Consider the following 16,770-nt stretch of genomic DNA (forward strand, 5'->3'; position numbering starts at 1 on the left):
GTATAAGGTTGACGCTGAAAGAACATAAGTACCAATATAGGAATCCCACTTTTTTGATATCAATAATATATGGAACTACGTTATCTACGATATTTTGCTGCGGTTGCTTCAGCCCGCCATTTCACCCGGGCGGCTGAAAAGCTGGGTATCTCTCAGCCACCACTAAGTCAGCAAATTCAAAAGCTAGAGCGGGAGATCGGGACACCACTGCTACGTCGGCTCACGCGCGGTGTTGAACTGACTGATGCAGGGAAAGCGTTCTATGTGGATGCCTGTCATATATTGACGCTTACGGATGAAGCGATAGAGCGAGCTAAAAGTATCGCGCGCGGGGAGACGGGTAAGTTGCGGGTAGGTTTTGCCAGCTCGACAGCCTTCCAGCCCTTGGTATTGCGCCTACTCCACGCCTATCGGGATAAATATCCTGAGGTGATATTGTCACCCAGTGAAAAGACCATGCCGGTGTTAATGAATGATTTGCATAACGAACGCATTGATGTGGCTTTTATCCGTCAGCCATGTGATGCCAGTAATGAATTCACCTGTAAGGTGCTGGTGGAGGAAGATATGTTGCTGGTACTGCCCCATAACCATCAGTTGCATCGCTGCCCACAAATCAATCTGCAAGCGATACAGCATGAAAAGCTGATTACTTTCCCTCGCGAAGTGGCTCCAGGATTGTTTGATACCATTATCAGCGCTTGCTACCGTGCTGGGTTTAAGCCGGAGCTGGGGCAACAATCCCCCCAGTTGGTGTCTGCCATAGGGATGGTGTCGGCAGGCTTTGGTTTTACTATCGTGCCTCGCTCGCTGACAACTATTCAGGCGAATAATGTTACTTATCATGAGATTGACGATAGCTTGCTAAAAACCAAGATTACACTGGCATGGCGGCGGCATGAGCGCTCTGCTGCGGTACTTAATATGGTGAGTATCATTGCTCGCACGGGTAAGTAATTAACCGCTGTTAACCCTCACTCGCGGTGATAAAGGGCAACTTAAGTGTAATGCGCGTGAATTTATCTGCCTCGCTTAGGACGGTGACACCATATTCGTTGCCATAGCGGACTTTAATTCGCCGATCTACCAGATTCATCCCCAGCCCATCGCCGTTTGGTTGCGGTTGATACAAACCAGCATTGTCTTCCACTTCCAGTATCAACGTATTGCCCTCGAGCTTACCGTGCAAGGTGATGCGCCCGTTATTGAACATCTGCGCTATACCGTGTTTGATGGCATTTTCGACCACGGGTTGCAGGGAAAAAGCCGGTAAACGCGCTTCCATCAACTCATCAGGTAATGAGATCTCAACGGAGAGGCGGTCGGCAAAACGTGCCTTTTCTATTTCCAGATAAGCATTCACATGTTCAATTTCATCGCTCAGCGTGACCACATCATGGCTGCGCTTGAGGTTCTTACGGAAAAATGTCGACAAAGAAAGCACCAGCTTGCGGGCATGGTCTGGATTACGGCGGATTACTACTGACAGGGTATTCAGTGCGTTAAAGAGGAAGTGAGGATTTACTTGCGCGTGCAGTAGCTTGATTTCTGATTGTGCCAATAGCTGTTTCTGTTGTTCAAATTCACCCGCCAGAATCTGGGCGGACAGCAGGTGAGCAATACCTTCACCCAATGTGCGGTTGATACTGGAGAACAATTTACTTTTTGGTTCATACAGCTTGATGCTGCCAATCACCCGATGCTCTTCACCGCGCAGTGGGATAACTAACGTGGAACCCAGTTTGCAGTTGGGTGAAATAGAGCAGGTATAAGGGACGGCATTGCCATCGGCATAAACCACCTGATTCAACTCAATCGCCCGGTGGGTATGGTCTGAGGTGATAGCACTCCCCACAAGGTGATGGTCGGCGCCGGTGCCGATAAATGCCAGTAATTTCTCGCGGTCGGTAATTGCCACCGCGCCAACGCCCAGCTCCTCATACAAAATACGTGCCACCCGCATACTGTTTTGTTGGTCAAAACCATGGCGTAGTTGCCCCTCCGCCCGTGCGGCAATTTGTAATGCTTTGGCTGAGAAGGCGGTGGTGTATTTTTCGAAAATAGCCCGCCGGTCCAATAAGATACGCATAAACATGGCAGCACCAATGGTATTGGTGATCATCATTGGCAGGGCAATGTTTCCGACCAACTCGACAGCTTCATGGAATGGGCGGGCAACGGCCAAAATAATTAACATTTGCAGGACTTCAGCGACCAGCGTAATGCCTGCAACCACCAGCGGTTGGAAGAGCAAGTCAAGGCGGTTTTTACGTATCAAATAGCTGTGGAGGAAGCCACCCAATAGCCCTTCAGCGACGGTAGACAACATACAGGCGGTGGCGGTCATCCCACCCATGGAGTAGCGGTGCAACCCACCCGTCAGCCCCACCAGGAAACCGACCGATGGCCCCCCCAGAACACCGCCCAACACGGCACCGATAGCACGGGTATTGGCGATGGAGTCCTCAATATGCAGACCAAAATAGGTGCCCATGATGCAAAACATGGAAAACGTGAGATAGCACACCAGTTTGTGGGGCAGCCGAATGGTAACCTGCATTAACGGAATAAACAGCGGTGTTTTACTTAACAGATAGGCGATCACCAGATACACACACATCTGTTGTAGCAGGGAGAAAATCAGTTCGGCTTGGCTTACGCCCATATTGATAACCACAAATGCTAATTCTTGCCGCTATTGTAACCACATTTAGCCGCAGAAAGTTTTAACCGTTACCCCTTTTAAGCAAAAAGGGCCTTATATGGGCAAACGTCAGCTCAGTTCCCTGTTTTGGGCATTTCTACTGGCCGATGTTATCCGCACTGTTTTTACGTCTTAACTTAGGGTTTTACGTCATTCACGCACGCCTTACGCCGTTTACACACTGTTTTTTTTGCTAATTCATATGAGAAAAAATTTCATTAATAGTAAGCCGATTTTTTTGGCGGCCTTTGACTATGCTTATAGTTTGGGTAAGAAAAGTTAACTGACGAGCTTTTACTGTCAGAAAATGAGTATTAGGGCATTAAATCAACTAATTGGTTAATCATTGACCTTAGTCACTCTTTAAACGCTAAATGGATTGCATGATGAAAAGGTCGGTTCTGCTGTCAGTGTTCAGAATTTGGCTCAAAATCATGCCGTTAATCATAGGAAGAAATCATGCCAGTACTTCCCGATCGTCAGGTGATTAATCAGATTATTTCCGGCCATTATGCCGATCCCTTTTCCATTTTGGGTATGCACCAAACTGCGCAAGGGTTACAGATATGCGCTTTGCTGCCAGATGCAAAAGAAGTCTGGCTGGTCGAAACGGAAAGTGGGCGCAACATTGCTCAGTTGACCAGTGAAGACCCGCGCGGTTTTTTCATTGCGAAGCTTCCTCGTCGTAAAAGCCCGTTTCGTTATCAATTAGCGGTTACCTGGCAAGACAGTCCCCAAATCATCGAAGATCCTTATCGATTCGGGACGTTATTGCAGGATATTGACAGTTGGTTATTGGCCGAAGGCACCCATCTACGCCCTTATGAACGGCTGGGTGGGCATTTAATGAGCCTTGATGGGGTCGCGGGGGTCAGTTTTGCCGTTTGGGCACCTAATGCTAAACGGGTGTCTGTGGTGGGGGAGTTTAACTTTTGGGATGGTCGCCGCCACCCGATGCGGTTACGGCGCGAAAATGGTATTTGGGAGCTATTCCTGCCTGGCGTACAAGCCGGCCAGTTGTACAAATTTGAGATAATAGACAGTAATGATCAGGTGCGCTTAAAAGCGGACCCTTATGCATTTGAAGCTCAGATGCGGCCAGAAACTGCCTCGTTGGTCAGCCCGTTACCTGAAGTGGTGCAAAATACGCCAGCAAGACAGAAAGCCAATGATTTGCGCTCACCGGTTTCTATCTATGAAGTCCATCTCGGTTCATGGCGCCGCCATACCGATAATAACTATTGGCTCAGTTATGGCGAGTTGGCGGAGCAACTGGTTGAATACGTTAAATACATGGGGTTTACCCATGTCGAGCTGCTGCCGATTAACGAACATCCATTCGATGGCAGCTGGGGTTATCAGCCGCTCGGGTTATATGCACCGACCCGCCGCTTTGGTACTCCGCAGGATTTCAAAGATTTTGTTGCCGCATTCCATACCGCGGGGATTAACGTCATCCTTGATTGGGTTCCCGGTCACTTCCCGAGTGATGAACACGGGCTGATGCAGTTTGATGGCACCTCGTTGTATGAATATGCCGATCCGCGCGAAGGCTATCATCAGGATTGGAATACCCTGATTTATAACTATGGTCGTAATGAGGTCCGTAATTATTTGGCTGGCAATGCGTTTTACTGGATGGAACGTTTTGGTATCGATGCATTGCGTATTGATGCCGTGGCTTCGATGATTTATCGCGATTATAGCCGTGCTGAAGGGCAGTGGGTGCCTAACTATTATGGCGGGCGTGAAAATCTGGAAGCGATTGCTTTCCTGCGTTACACCAATCACACCATCGGCGTTGAGCGCCCAGGCGGTGTGACGATGGCGGAGGAATCGACCGATTTTCCTGGCGTGACATTACCGCCCGATGCCGGCGGATTAGGGTTTAACTATAAATGGAATATGGGTTGGATGCATGACACGCTCAATTACATGCAGTGTGATCCGATTCATCGCAAGTACCACCATAATCTGATGACTTTCGGGATGTTGTACGCCTATACCGAGAATTTTATCTTGCCTATCTCCCATGATGAAGTGGTGCACGGTAAGCGCTCGGTGCTCGATCGTATGCCGGGGGATGCCTGGCAGAAATTCGCCAACCTGCGTGCCTATTACGCGTTTATGTGGGCGCATCCCGGTAAAAAACTGCTGTTTATGGGCTGCGAGTTTGCACAGGGGCGTGAGTGGAATTTCGATACCAGCCTGGACTGGCATCTACTGGATGATGAAAATGGCTGGCACCGTGGCGTGCAGCGTTTTGTTCGTGACCTGAACCACTGCTATCAACAACATGCGCCACTCTATGAATTAGATTACCAGCCCGATGGCTTTGAATGGCTGGTGGTAGATGACCACGAAAACTCAGTGTTTGCTTTCTTGCGCCGTGATGCGAATGGTGGCGAACTGATTGCCATCAGTAATTTCACACCGGTGCCGCGTTATGACTACCGTGTGGGCATTCCGCAGGCAGGGCATTATCGGGAAGTACTTAATTCTGACTCTGAGTTTTACCGTGGCAGCAATCTGGGTAATCAGGGGGGGATCCATAGCCAGCATGTCGGTAGCCATAACCACGCGCACTCATTGTTGTTAACACTACCGCCACTGTCGACTATTTACCTGTTACGGGAGGGGTAGGATGACTGGCCTTACCCGTGGTTCCCCGACACCGATTGGTGCCCATTTTGATGGGGCTGGGATAAATTTCACGCTGTTTTCAGCTCATGCTGAACAGGTCGAACTGTGTCTGTTTGATGACAATAACCAAGAATTGAGGATTGCCTTGCCCGCCCGCAGTGGTGATATCTGGCATGGCTATCTGCCTGGAGGTAAACCGGGGCAGCGCTATGGTTATCGGGTCAGCGGGCCATTTGACCCACAACAAGGGCATCGTTTTAACCCACATAAATTATTGATAGACCCCGGTGCCCATGCATTAGATCGCAAAGTGGCGGATGATCCAAGCTTGGAGGGGGGGGTTAATCAGCCCGATGAGCGCGACAGTGCTGCCGCCTTACCTAAGTGCATTGTGGTACATGAAGAATATGACTGGCAGGAGGATAAGTCACCGGCTATTCCTTGGGGCAATACCGTGATTTATGAAGCCCATGTGCGCGGCTTAACCAAACTGCACCCTGATATTCCGGCTGATCTGCGTGGTAGCTATGCGGCGTTAGCTCATCCCGTCATGATTACCTATTTGCAAGACATGGGCATTACCACACTGGAGTTGTTACCGGTGCAATTCCACGTCGATGAACCTCGTTTACAGAAGATGGGGCTGGGTAATTATTGGGGCTATAACGTGCTGGCGCCTTATGCCGTTGATCCTGATTATGCCTCGGGCCGTGACGGTATATCTCCGCTGCGAGAGCTGCGAGATGCGGTCAAAGCGTTACATAAAGCGGGTATCGAAGTGATTCTCGATGTGGTGTTCAATCACAGCGCCGAATTGGATATTTTTGGCCCAACCCTGTGCCAGCGCGGTATCGACAATGCTAGCTATTACTGGCTCACTCCTGACGGTGAATACGACAACATGACTGGCTGCGGCAATACGCTGCGGCTTAATCATCCTAATGTCATGCAGTGGGTTATCGACTGCCTGCATCATTGGCTCGATAGCTGCCATGTTGACGGCTTCCGCTTTGATCTGGGTACCGTTCTGGGCCGCACGCCGGCTTTTGACCAACATGCCCCTTTATTCGCCGCGCTGGCTGCCGATGAGCGGCTGCGTGCCTGCAAAATGATTGCCGAGCCTTGGGATATTGGTCTGGGAGGCTATCAACTGGGTAACTTCCCTACCGGTTTTAGTGAATGGAATGACCAGTATCGTGATGCGATGCGCCGTTTCTGGTTACGGGATGACTTACCGCTGGGGCTGTTTGCGCAGCACTTTGCCGCTTCAAGCAATCTTTTCCAACAGCGGGGGCGTTTGCCTTCCGCCAGTATCAATCAAATTACCGCCCATGATGGTTTTACTTTGCAGGATTTGCTGTGTTTTAACCAAAAGCACAATCAAATCAATGGAGAGGAAAACCGTGATGGCAGTGATAACAATCTTAGTAATAATTTTGGTAGCGAAGGGTTGGTGGCTGACGAGGCTATCTGGCAACGGCGTAAGTCTTGTCAGCGGGCATTGTTGGCCAGCTTATTACTCTCGCAGGGAACGCCAATGTTACTGGCCGGTGACGAGCATGGTCACAGCCAGCAAGGTAATAACAATGCATATTGTCAGAACAACGTCCTCACCTGGCTCGACTGGGGCAGTGCGGATCGTTCATTAATGACATTTACCGCCGATCTTATCCGGTTACGCCAGCAAATTCCGGCCCTGATTAAGGACGCATGGTGGCAGGAGGGGGATGGCAATGTGCAATGGCTGGATAGTCAGGGGCAAGTGCTGAGTGATGCGGCTTGGGAACATGGCTGCCAGAAACAGCTGCAAATTCTGTTGTCTCAGCGCTGGCTGGTGGTGATTAACGCCACTGGTCAAGAATGTGAAATACAGTTACCTGCGGGGGAATGGGAGGTTATCCCTCCTTTTGGGCCGTCAGAGCAGATGGAATCATTCACCGTATGGAACGGAGCCGCGCATGACATTTGCGTGCTCGTACTGAAATCTTAAGGAGTCAGCCATGGTTAAATTCGAAAATAAAGACCCATTGATGTTAGCCAGACAATTACCGAATAAATCTGTAGCGCTGATTCTGGCCGGAGGTCGTGGTTCTCGCCTGAAAGATTTGACCGCCACCCGTGCCAAACCGGCGGTACATTTTGGCGGCAAGTTCCGTATCATCGATTTTGCGCTATCTAACTGCTTGAATTCAGGTATCCGCCGTATCGGTGTCATCACCCAGTACCAGTCTCATACTCTGGTGCAGCATATTCAACGTGGCTGGTCATTCCTCAACGAGGAGATGAACGAGTTTGTTGATTTATTGCCTGCCCAACAACGTTTGAGCACCGAGCATTGGTACAAAGGTACTGCGGATGCCGTTTATCAAAACCTGGATATTATCCGCCGCTATGAGGCGGAATATGTGGTCATTCTGGCCGGTGACCACATCTACAAGATGGATTACTCGCGCATGCTCATCGACCACGTAGAGAAAGGCGCTGAGTGCACCGTTGCTTGTATCCCGGTACCCATTAACGAGGCCAATGAATTTGGGGTAATGGAGGTGGACGAGGATTACCAGATAACGGCTTTCTTTGAAAAACCTGCGAACCCGCCTTCAATGCCTGGACGGCCTGATATGGCGTTAGCCAGTATGGGGATCTATATTTTTAATGCCAATTATCTGTTCAAGTTATTAGAAGAAGATATGAATACCCCTGGCTCTACCCATGATTTTGGTAAAGATTTGATTCCCAAACTTACCGAACAGAAGGCGGCTTGGGCACATCCGTTTGATCTCTCCTGCGTGACCTCCAATGCCGAATTGCCACCTTATTGGCGTGATGTTGGGACATTGGATGCCTACTGGCGGGCCAACCTGGATTTGGCATCGGTCACACCAGAGCTGGATATGTATGACCGTGCCTGGCCAATCCGTACCCATATGGAGCCGTTGCCGCCGGCTAAGTTTGTTCAGGATCGCTCCGGTAGCCATGGCATGACCATGAACTCGCTGGTCTCCGGTGGCTGTATTGTTTCTGGCTCGGTAGTGGTGCATTCGGTGTTGTTCCCTCGGGTTCGGGTGAACTCGTTCTGTACCATTGATTCCACGGTATTGCTGCCTGATGTCAATGTTGGTCGCTCGTGCCGTTTACGCCGCTGCATTATTGATCGCGCCTGTCACATACCTGAAGGGATGGTTATCGGGGAAAACGCCGATGAAGATAGCGCCCGTTTTTATCGTTCGGAGGGCGGGGTGGTGCTAGTGACCCGTGCGATGCTGGCGAAATTAGCCGTCAACGTCAAATAGGGCTATTTTATTTATCCGATAGGTGTCAGGAGTCACGATGCGGGTCTTACACGTATGTTCTGAGCTATTTCCTTTGTTGAAAACAGGGGGATTGGCTGATGTTGTCGGCGCTTTACCTGCCGCACAAATTGCTGAAGGGGCCGATGTTCGGGTCATGCTACCGGGCTTCCCTGATTTGCGTCGTGGAATACCAGACACCGTGCTGGTTAGGGAGATAGACACCTTTGCCGGACGGGTTTCTCTGCGCTACGGCCATTATCAGGGCATTGGTATCTATCTTATTGATGCTCCGGGGTTATATGACCGCGCTGGCAGCCCTTATCACGACCAGTCGTTGCATGCTTACGCCGATAACTATCGCCGCTTTGCCTTGCTGGGATGGATGGCGTGTGAGCTGGCCTGCGGGCTGGATGGCTTCTGGCGTCCCGATGTGGTGCATGCCCATGATTGGCACGCTGGGCTGGCCTGTGCTTATCTGGCGGCGCGTGGTAGACCGGCACGATCAGTATTTACCGTCCATAATTTGGCCTATCAGGGGCTATTTGCCGGGTACCATTTGGCTGAGTTACAACTCCCTGCCGCATTTTTCCAAATGTACGGGCTGGAGTTCTACGGTCAAATTTCCTATCTGAAAGCTGGGCTGTTCTTTGCTGATCATGTCACTACTGTCAGCCCGACCTATGCCAAAGAAATTACCCAACCTGCTTTTGGTTACGGCATGGAAGGGCTGCTGCAAGAGCGAGCCAGTCAGGGGCGTTTGACCGGCATCCTCAATGGGGTGGATAGCGCCATTTGGGATCCACAGAGCGATACCTTGCTGCATGCCTGCTATGACATAGAGAACCTGCAGCAGAAAGCGGTGAACAAAGTGCATCTGCAAACCACGATGGGGTTGGAGGTGACGGATAAGAAACCTATTTTTGCCGTGGTCAGTAGATTGACCGAGCAAAAAGGGTTGGATTTGGTGCTGGAAGCTTTGCCTGAATTACTGAAACTAGGTGGGCAACTGGCGGTTTTGGGGGCGGGGGATGCCATTCTACAAGAGGAGTTTTTGGCGGCAGCGGCAGACTATTCCGGCCAGGTTGGGGTACAAATTGGTTATCACGAGGCATTTTCTCACCGAATTATTGCCGGTGCGGATGTGATTCTGGTGCCTAGCCGTTTTGAACCTTGTGGGTTAACGCAGTTGTATGGTTTGAAATATGGCACTTTGCCACTGGTCCGGCATACGGGCGGGTTGGCAGATACCGTGGTGGATTGCGCGCTGGAAAATCTGGCGGATGGCAGCGCCTCGGGGTTTGTGTTTGATGAATGCGATGCGCAGGCATTGGTGCGGGCAATTCGCCGTGCTTTTGTTCTGTGGAGCCGGCCAAAACATTGGCGTCATGTTCAGCGTCATGCAATGGGGTTGGACTTTGGTTGGCAAGTAGCTGCTGGTCAATATCTGTCACTTTATCGGCGTCTCTAGTTGTCGATTTGTTGTAACCACGAATTGGGAAAACCGCTATGACATCACCGTTCAGTTATACCTCACCCGTTGTCAGTGTGGATGCGCTGAAACACTCGATTGCCTACAAATTGATGTTTATTGTCGGCAAAGATCCCTCGATTGCGACTCAGCACGATTGGCTGAATGCGACATTATTTGCGGTACGGGATCGGATGGTAGAACGCTGGCTACGTTCTAACCGCGCACAATTATCACAAGACGTTCGTCAGGTTTACTATCTGTCGATGGAATTTTTATTGGGGCGAACCCTCTCTAATGCACTGTTATCGATGGGTATTTATGAAGATATCGAACAGGCGCTGGATGAGATGGGCCTCAATCTGTCAGAGCTGTTGCAAGAAGAAAACGACCCTGGGCTTGGCAATGGTGGCTTAGGCCGTCTGGCGGCGTGTTTTCTGGACTCACTGGCAACACTGGCACTACCGGGCCGTGGCTACGGTATCCGCTACGAATATGGCATGTTCAGCCAGAAAATAGTGGATGGCCAACAGATGGAGTCGCCAGATAACTGGCTGGAATACGGTAATGCCTGGGAATTCCCACGCCATAATACCCGCTATAAAGTGCGCTTCGGTGGCCGAATTCAGCAGGAAGGCAGCAAAACTCGCTGGCTGGAAACCGAAGAAATCCTCGCCTGTGCTTATGATCAAATCATCCCAGGCTTTGATACGGATGCAACTAATACACTGCGCTTATGGTCTGCGCAGGCCAGTAATGAAATCAATCTGGGCAAATTCAATCAGGGTGATTACTTTGCTGCGGTTGAAGATAAAAACCATTCAGAAAACGTATCACGAGTGTTATATCCCGATGATTCTACCTATTCCGGCCGTGAATTACGTTTGCGACAAGAGTACTTTTTAGTGTCGGCGACGGTACAGGATATCCTCAGCCGCCACTGGACCATGCATCAGACGTTCGATAATCTGGCAGATAAGATTGCTATTCATCTCAATGATACTCACCCGGTCCTTTCCATTCCTGAAATGATGCGTCTGTTGATCGATGAACATAAGTTTAATTGGATGGATGCGTGGGACGTGGTGCAGCAGGTGTTCTCATACACCAATCACACGTTGATGACCGAAGCGCTGGAAACCTGGCCAATTGACATGATTGGCAAAATCTTACCGCGCCATCTGCAAATCATTTTTGATATCAATGATCACTTCCTCAAACTGGTACAGGAACAATATCCGTCTGAACCAGAACTGTTGCCACGAGTCTCTATTATTGATGAAACCCATGGGCGGAAGGTCCGTATGGCATGGCTTGCGGTGATCGCCAGCCATAAAGTTAACGGTGTGTCTGCTTTGCACTCTGAACTCATGGTGCAGTCACTGTTTGCCGATTTCGCTCACATTTTCCCTAATCGCTTCTGCAATAAAACCAATGGGGTGACGCCACGGCGCTGGCTGGGGTTGGCTAACCGACCACTGGCTACGGTATTGGATGACAGTATTGGTCACAATTGGCGAACTGATCTGAGCCAACTCAGTGAGCTGGAAAAAAACCTCGATTACCCAAGCTTCTTGCAGGCATTGCAAAAGGCCAAGTTGGAGAACAAAAAACGGCTGGCGGCTTATATTGCTGAAAAATTGAATATTGTGGTCAATCCGGGCGCGTTGTTTGATGTGCAAATCAAACGTATTCATGAGTACAAACGACAATTGCTGAATGTGTTGCATGTTATCACCCGCTATAACCGTATTCTCGAAGCACCGGATGAGAAGTGGGTGCCGCGCGTGGTGATTTTTGCCGGTAAAGCGGCATCAGCTTATTACAATGCTAAGCAAATAATTCGATTGATCAACGACGTGGCGAAGGTAATCAACAATGACCCTCGGATTAATAACCTGCTGAAAGTAGTATTTATTCCGAACTATAGCGTGAGTCTGGCGCAGTTGATCATTCCGGCGGCTGACCTATCGGAACAGATTTCGCTGGCGGGAACCGAGGCTTCGGGTACCAGTAATATGAAGTTTGCCCTCAACGGGGCGCTGACCATTGGCACACTGGATGGGGCTAACGTCGAGATCCGCGAACATGTGGGTGAGGAGAATATCTTTATCTTCGGCAATACCACCGAACAGGTCGAGGTGCTGCGTAACAATGGTTATAACCCACGGAAATATTACGATGAAGATCCTGAATTGCATCTGGCATTGACGCAAATGGCGACGGGCACCTTTAGCCCCGAAGACCCTAAGCGTTATACCAGCCTGTTCGATTCACTGGTCAATTTTGGTGATCACTACCAGCTATTGGCTGATTATCGCAGCTATGTGGATACTCAGGAGCAGGTTGATACGCTATATCGCCATTCGGACGAATGGACGCGCAAGACGTTACTCAATATTGCCAATATGGGTTACTTCTCTTCAGATCGTACCATTGAAGAATATGCCGATGAGATTTGGCATATTAAGCCTATCCGGCTGTAGTTATATCCACTGAGCTAATAATAAAAACCCTCTTCAACAGTCAACTGTGAAGAGGGTTTTTTTAAGCAGATCGGCGAACTGGGTTGGCTATCAGGAAACCAGCGATAATGTCTGTTGTTTCCCGGCCTGCACCTGTGCCAACCATTCGGCAACGCGCTGTTTCTGCGCATCGTCCAGAGCCATACCTAACTTGGTACGACGCCAAATCGCATCATCTAGTTCTACAACCCATTCTTTTTCAACCAGATAGCGTAATTCTGCTTCATACAAACCATGGCCGAAATGTTCACCCAAGCTTTCGATACTGGTAGCTTCTGCCAAAATTAGCTCGCTATGGCTACCATAAGTACGGGTATAGCGGCGGGCCAGCCCTTCAGGTAACCAGTTATAGCGATGGCGCAACTGAACAGTATAGTTGTCACGGCTGCCGCCAATATCACCACCCGGCAATGCGCCAGTCTTGGTCCATGCTGGGCCGACATTCGGATAGTAGCCAGACAGTTTTTCCAACGCGTGTTCTGCCAGTTTGCGATAGGTGGTCAGTTTGCCGCCAAATACAGAAAGCAGTGGTGCTTTACCCCCTTCATCGGCCACATCCAGCGTGTAGTCGCGGGTGACAGCTTGCGGTGAATCTGATTCGTCGTCACATAGCGGACGTACACCAGAGTAGGTCCACACGATATCGTCGCGACCCAACTGTTTTTTAAAGTGATCGTTATACACTTTCAGCAGGTAATCGATCTCTTGTGAGTCGATCTTCACCTCTTTCGGATCGCCGTGGTACTCCACGTCAGTGGTGCCGATGATGGAATATTCATCCAACCACGGAATGACGAAAACAATACGATGGTCTTCGTTTTGCAGAATATAGGCTTGTGGCTGATTATGAACCCGTGGCACGACGATATGGCTGCCTTTAATCAAGCGGATACCATAAGGCGATTTCAGCTTCAGGCCGTCGTCGAAGAATTGCTTAACCCATGGTCCGGTCGCATTTACCAAGCCTTTGGCACGCCAGGTAAAGGTTTTGCCGGTATTCACATCAATGGCTTCAACCATCCATAGACCTTGTTCACGCCAGGCACGGGTCACTTTGGTACGGGTGCGGACTTCACCACCGCGCTCGACCACTTCTTGTGCATTCAGCACCACCAGACGAGCATCATCGACCCAGCAGTCAGAATATTCGAAACCGCGCACCAATTCTGGTTTCAATACCGACTCTGGCCCAAAACGCAACCCTTTACTGGCAGGCAGACTGGTACGTTTGCCCAAGTGATCGTACAGGAACAAACCAGTGCGGATCATCCAGGCTGGGCGCAGGTGGGGTTGATGCGGCAGACGAAAACGCATTGGGAATGCGATATGCGGTGCCAGTTTCAATAATACTTCACGTTCGGCCAGTGCTTCACTTACCAGACGGAATTCATAGTGTTCCAGATAGCGCAGGCCACCGTGGATAAGTTTGGAGCTGGCGGAAGACGTAGCACAGGCCAAGTCTTGCGCTTCCAGCAGCAGAACGGACAGGCCACGCCCTGCCGCATCCGCAGCGATACCGGCACCATTAATGCCGCCACCGATCACGATCAAGTCTTTGGTTTCCATGCTTCCTCTCTCCAGATGTTCGAAACAGCTCTTTAATGTTCGTTTTCGCTCATGATTGTAATCAAAAACCAACAAACAAGCCAAGAGTTAACCAAAAAAAAACATTTCCCCGTGATGGAGGTAACATTTTTGTTATCAAAATGTGGGAGGAAGGACTGGATTTGGACTTAGTGGATAGTTGATCTGGTTCGGTTGTTCGGTGTTCGGTGTTCGATGATCCGATTAGGTTGTTAGAGCACTTGAGTTGCTTTAACAACCGCACCGGATCACCAAAACCAAAACTAAAATTTAACGACTAACACAACTCCAATTGAACCTGATGCTGCTCAATAATCTTCATCACACTGGGAGGAGGCATCTGATCGGTAAACAGATAATCAATCAAATTCATATTCCCCAAATTCACCATTGCGTTACGACCAAACTTTGAGTGGTCGGTTACCAGCATCACACAACGGGAGTTCTCGATAATTGCTCGCTTGGTGCGCACTTCATGGTAATCAAACTCTAATAGTGAGCCGTCCATATCAATACCACTGATACCAAGGATGCCGTAATCAAGACGGAACTGAGAAATGAAATCCAGTGTAGCCTCACCAATAATCCCACCATCGCGGGTGCGAACTTCACCACCAGCCAGAATCAGCCGGAAATCCTCTTTAGCCGTCAGCAAGGTAGCAACGTTAAGATTATTGGTCACCACCCGCAGCCCCTTATGGTTCATCAGCGCGTGGGCGACAGCTTCTGGCGTGGTACCTATATCGATAAACAGTGTTGCACCATCGGGGATCTGGCTGGCAACACGCTGTGCAATACGGGCCTTTTCTTCCGACCACATCACTTTACGATCGTTATAGGCGGCGTTAACTGAGCTGGAAGGGAGTGCTGCACCACCATGATGACGATGAATTTTGTTTTGGTCAGCCAAATCATTCAAATCACGCCGGATGGTTTGCGGGCTAACGGCAAAATGTTCTACTAACTCTTCAGTGCTGACGTAGCCTTGTTGGCGTACCAATTCAATAATCGCATCATGCCGCTGCGTTTGCTTCACTATAATCCCCTAATGCGCCTGGTTGCTCAGGCAGTTATTGTGTGGTTCTTACGCTGCTGCGCGTATCCCAAAATGCCATTAATAACCCAATAATCAAACCTGAAACGTGAGCCGCATTGGCAATCGACAAACCTAAAACATCGAAATAACCGGCAATCAGCCAGAGGACAGAAAAAGCCATTAAACCTCGGGGCAACGAGATACCGCGCTCGGGTGCGCGTTCGCCGGTCAGCCAGACATAACCCATTAAGGCATACACCACACCAGACAGACCACCAAAATTCACACCGCTAAATAGCGATTGCCCCCAGCCACTGAACAGGGCAGATACCACAGTTAATACCAGCAATTTACCGGTGCCAAGCCGTTTTTCCATTTGTCCTGCCAGATACCACCACCACATCAGGTTAAATAAGATATGCAGTAGCGAAAAGTGTAAAAAGCCATGGCTGACCCAGCGCCAGAGTTGTAGATATTGGCTCTCGTCACGGGGCCAGGCAAGCCATGACATAACGGCCGCATCGCCGACAATTTGCATCAGAATATAGATGGCGATGCACAGCACCATGACACTCAATGTCAGTGGGCCGGCCTGACTGCGCAGTGTCTGCAGGTAGGAAAAGCGCTGATAGGATAAATTTGAGTGTAAATTACCCGATTGCCAGCTTGCGGCTTGATAGCGTGGATTGAGGGGATCGAGCAAAAACTGTTCCAGCTCCTGCTGCACCAAGGGCAATTGCTCATCATCGGCAAGCCAGATCTCTGCACCCTGAGTATCAGGCCGAACTTCCAGTACCACATTGCGAGTGGCCATATAATCCACAAAGGCCTGCGCCAGACGCGGATTAGAGATTGCTATTACACGAATCATATTTATACCCTTCATCTTTCAAGTTGCAGCTGTGTTGGCTGCTCTCGCTTACCCGAATCACTGACTTGAGTCAGCTCATCGGGATTCTCTCCCTTGCCGCCTTCCTGCCTCTTGAAATCTATTGGGTATCACGAGATGTTAATCAAAGTGTTTAAAAATATCACAATTGGGTGAGCATTAGCTAACTGGTCTGTACCACGTCTTGTGGATAGCTTTTGGCCCATGCCTCAAAACCACCATCAATGCTGTAAACCGCCTCAAAGCCCTGCTGGAGCAAATACTGCGCCGCCCCTTTGCTGCTATTGCCGTGGTAGCACATCACCATGACGGGCTGTTCAAAATCTGTTTGCTGCATAAAGGTATGCAGGCTGCTGTTGGTCAAATGGAACGCGATGGGGGCATGGCCCGCTTCATAACTCTGTGGATCGCGGATATCGACCAATACGGCGGTATTCTCTTTCAGGCGGCTATGAGCCTGCTCAACACTGATTGTTTCAAACTGTTCCATCTTGCTCTACCTTACAAAAATGCATTTAGAGAGAAAATGCCAAAACACGATTATAATCATTTTTTAGCTGATAAATACCAGACTAACTGTAATGTTATTTTTGTCTCTGATTCCAATTTAATATGTTGTTTCTTATAG

The 16,770-nt window shown here is 49.6% G+C and carries 11 protein-coding genes; 6 read left to right on the forward strand and 5 right to left on the reverse strand.

All coding sequences use genetic code 11. The features are described from left to right. Positions 1-69 precede the first annotated feature (69 nt). Positions 70-957 (forward strand): LysR family transcriptional regulator, encoded by an 888-nt coding sequence (locus tag V1952_RS13065; protein ID WP_372560299.1) that lies wholly within the window; start codon positions 70-72, stop codon positions 955-957. A gap of 10 nt (positions 958-967) precedes the next feature. On the opposite strand, the gene V1952_RS13070 is transcribed toward V1952_RS13065, so the two are convergent. Further along, entirely contained in the window at positions 968-2,665 is a 1,698-nt protein-coding gene (locus tag V1952_RS13070) for a LytS/YhcK type 5TM receptor domain-containing protein (protein ID WP_420071085.1), read from the reverse strand. Between the two features lie 498 nt (positions 2,666-3,163). Here V1952_RS13070 and glgB point away from each other — a divergent pair, with 498 nt between their 5' ends. The 5 genes from glgB to glgP are packed head-to-tail and all read left to right on the forward strand — an operon-like array spanning position 3,164 to position 12,594. Further along, on the forward strand, positions 3,164-5,347 hold the full coding sequence (gene glgB, locus V1952_RS13075; protein WP_102970495.1) for a 1,4-alpha-glucan branching protein GlgB: 2,184 nt from the start codon (positions 3,164-3,166) through the stop codon (positions 5,345-5,347). A 1-nt stretch (position 5,348) separates the two neighbouring features. After that, the gene (gene glgX, locus V1952_RS13080) at positions 5,349-7,337 is read left to right on the forward strand and encodes a glycogen debranching protein GlgX (protein WP_420074874.1); all 1,989 of its coding nucleotides are present in this window, start codon (positions 5,349-5,351) and stop codon (positions 7,335-7,337) included. A 10-nt stretch (positions 7,338-7,347) separates the two neighbouring features. Beyond that, positions 7,348-8,640, forward strand: coding sequence for a glucose-1-phosphate adenylyltransferase (gene glgC, locus V1952_RS13085; protein ID WP_083161267.1), 1,293 nt, complete (start codon positions 7,348-7,350; stop codon positions 8,638-8,640). A 37-nt stretch (positions 8,641-8,677) separates the two neighbouring features. Beyond that, positions 8,678-10,108, forward strand: a complete 1,431-nt coding sequence (gene glgA / locus V1952_RS13090) for a glycogen synthase GlgA (RefSeq protein WP_083161265.1) — start codon at positions 8,678-8,680, stop codon at positions 10,106-10,108. A gap of 38 nt (positions 10,109-10,146) precedes the next feature. Further along, positions 10,147-12,594 (forward strand): glycogen phosphorylase, encoded by a 2,448-nt coding sequence (gene glgP / locus V1952_RS13095; protein ID WP_372560304.1) that lies wholly within the window; start codon positions 10,147-10,149, stop codon positions 12,592-12,594. Positions 12,595-12,684: 90 nt separating this feature from the next. On the opposite strand, the gene glpD is transcribed toward glgP, so the two are convergent. The 4 genes from glpD to glpE all read right to left on the reverse strand — a co-directional run bounded on the left by glpD (position 12,685) and on the right by glpE (position 16,632). Continuing rightward, positions 12,685-14,199 carry a glycerol-3-phosphate dehydrogenase gene (gene glpD, locus V1952_RS13100; RefSeq protein WP_420074875.1) on the reverse strand — a complete coding sequence of 505 codons (1,515 nt, stop codon included), beginning with the start codon at positions 14,197-14,199 and terminating at the stop codon, positions 12,685-12,687. Positions 14,200-14,494: 295 nt separating this feature from the next. Next, entirely contained in the window at positions 14,495-15,253 is a 759-nt protein-coding gene (locus V1952_RS13105; RefSeq protein WP_083161259.1) for a DeoR/GlpR family transcriptional regulator, read from the reverse strand. Between the two features lie 34 nt (positions 15,254-15,287). Continuing rightward, on the reverse strand, positions 15,288-16,124 hold the full coding sequence (gene glpG / locus V1952_RS13110; protein WP_372560306.1) for a rhomboid family intramembrane serine protease GlpG: 837 nt from the start codon (positions 16,122-16,124) through the stop codon (positions 15,288-15,290). A gap of 181 nt (positions 16,125-16,305) precedes the next feature. Further along, positions 16,306-16,632, reverse strand: coding sequence for a thiosulfate sulfurtransferase GlpE (gene glpE, locus V1952_RS13115; RefSeq protein WP_372560307.1), 327 nt, complete (start codon positions 16,630-16,632; stop codon positions 16,306-16,308). Positions 16,633-16,770 lie beyond the last annotated feature (138 nt).

This window comes from Yersinia sp. 2542 StPb PI, assembly GCF_048593855.1.
Lineage (GTDB): Bacteria > Pseudomonadota > Gammaproteobacteria > Enterobacterales > Enterobacteriaceae > Yersinia > Yersinia enterocolitica_E.

Excerpts from the sequence above, each read along its gene's own strand:
- glgX (WP_420074874.1), top strand. The coding sequence starts at position 5,349 with ATGACTGGCCTTACCCGTGGTTCCCCGACACCGATTGGTGCCCATTTT.
- glpE (WP_372560307.1), bottom strand. The coding sequence starts at position 16,632 with ATGGAACAGTTTGAAACAATCAGTGTTGAGCAGGCTCATAGCCGCCTG.
- glgP (WP_372560304.1), top strand. The coding sequence starts at position 10,147 with ATGACATCACCGTTCAGTTATACCTCACCCGTTGTCAGTGTGGATGCG.
- glgB (WP_102970495.1), top strand. The coding sequence starts at position 3,164 with ATGCCAGTACTTCCCGATCGTCAGGTGATTAATCAGATTATTTCCGGC.
- glgC (WP_083161267.1), top strand. The coding sequence starts at position 7,348 with ATGGTTAAATTCGAAAATAAAGACCCATTGATGTTAGCCAGACAATTA.
- V1952_RS13065 (WP_372560299.1), top strand. The coding sequence starts at position 70 with ATGGAACTACGTTATCTACGATATTTTGCTGCGGTTGCTTCAGCCCGC.
- V1952_RS13070 (WP_420071085.1), bottom strand. The coding sequence starts at position 2,665 with ATGGGCGTAAGCCAAGCCGAACTGATTTTCTCCCTGCTACAACAGATG.
- glpD (WP_420074875.1), bottom strand. The coding sequence starts at position 14,199 with ATGGAAACCAAAGACTTGATCGTGATCGGTGGCGGCATTAATGGTGCC.
- glpG (WP_372560306.1), bottom strand. The coding sequence starts at position 16,124 with ATGATTCGTGTAATAGCAATCTCTAATCCGCGTCTGGCGCAGGCCTTT.
- glgA (WP_083161265.1), top strand. The coding sequence starts at position 8,678 with ATGCGGGTCTTACACGTATGTTCTGAGCTATTTCCTTTGTTGAAAACA.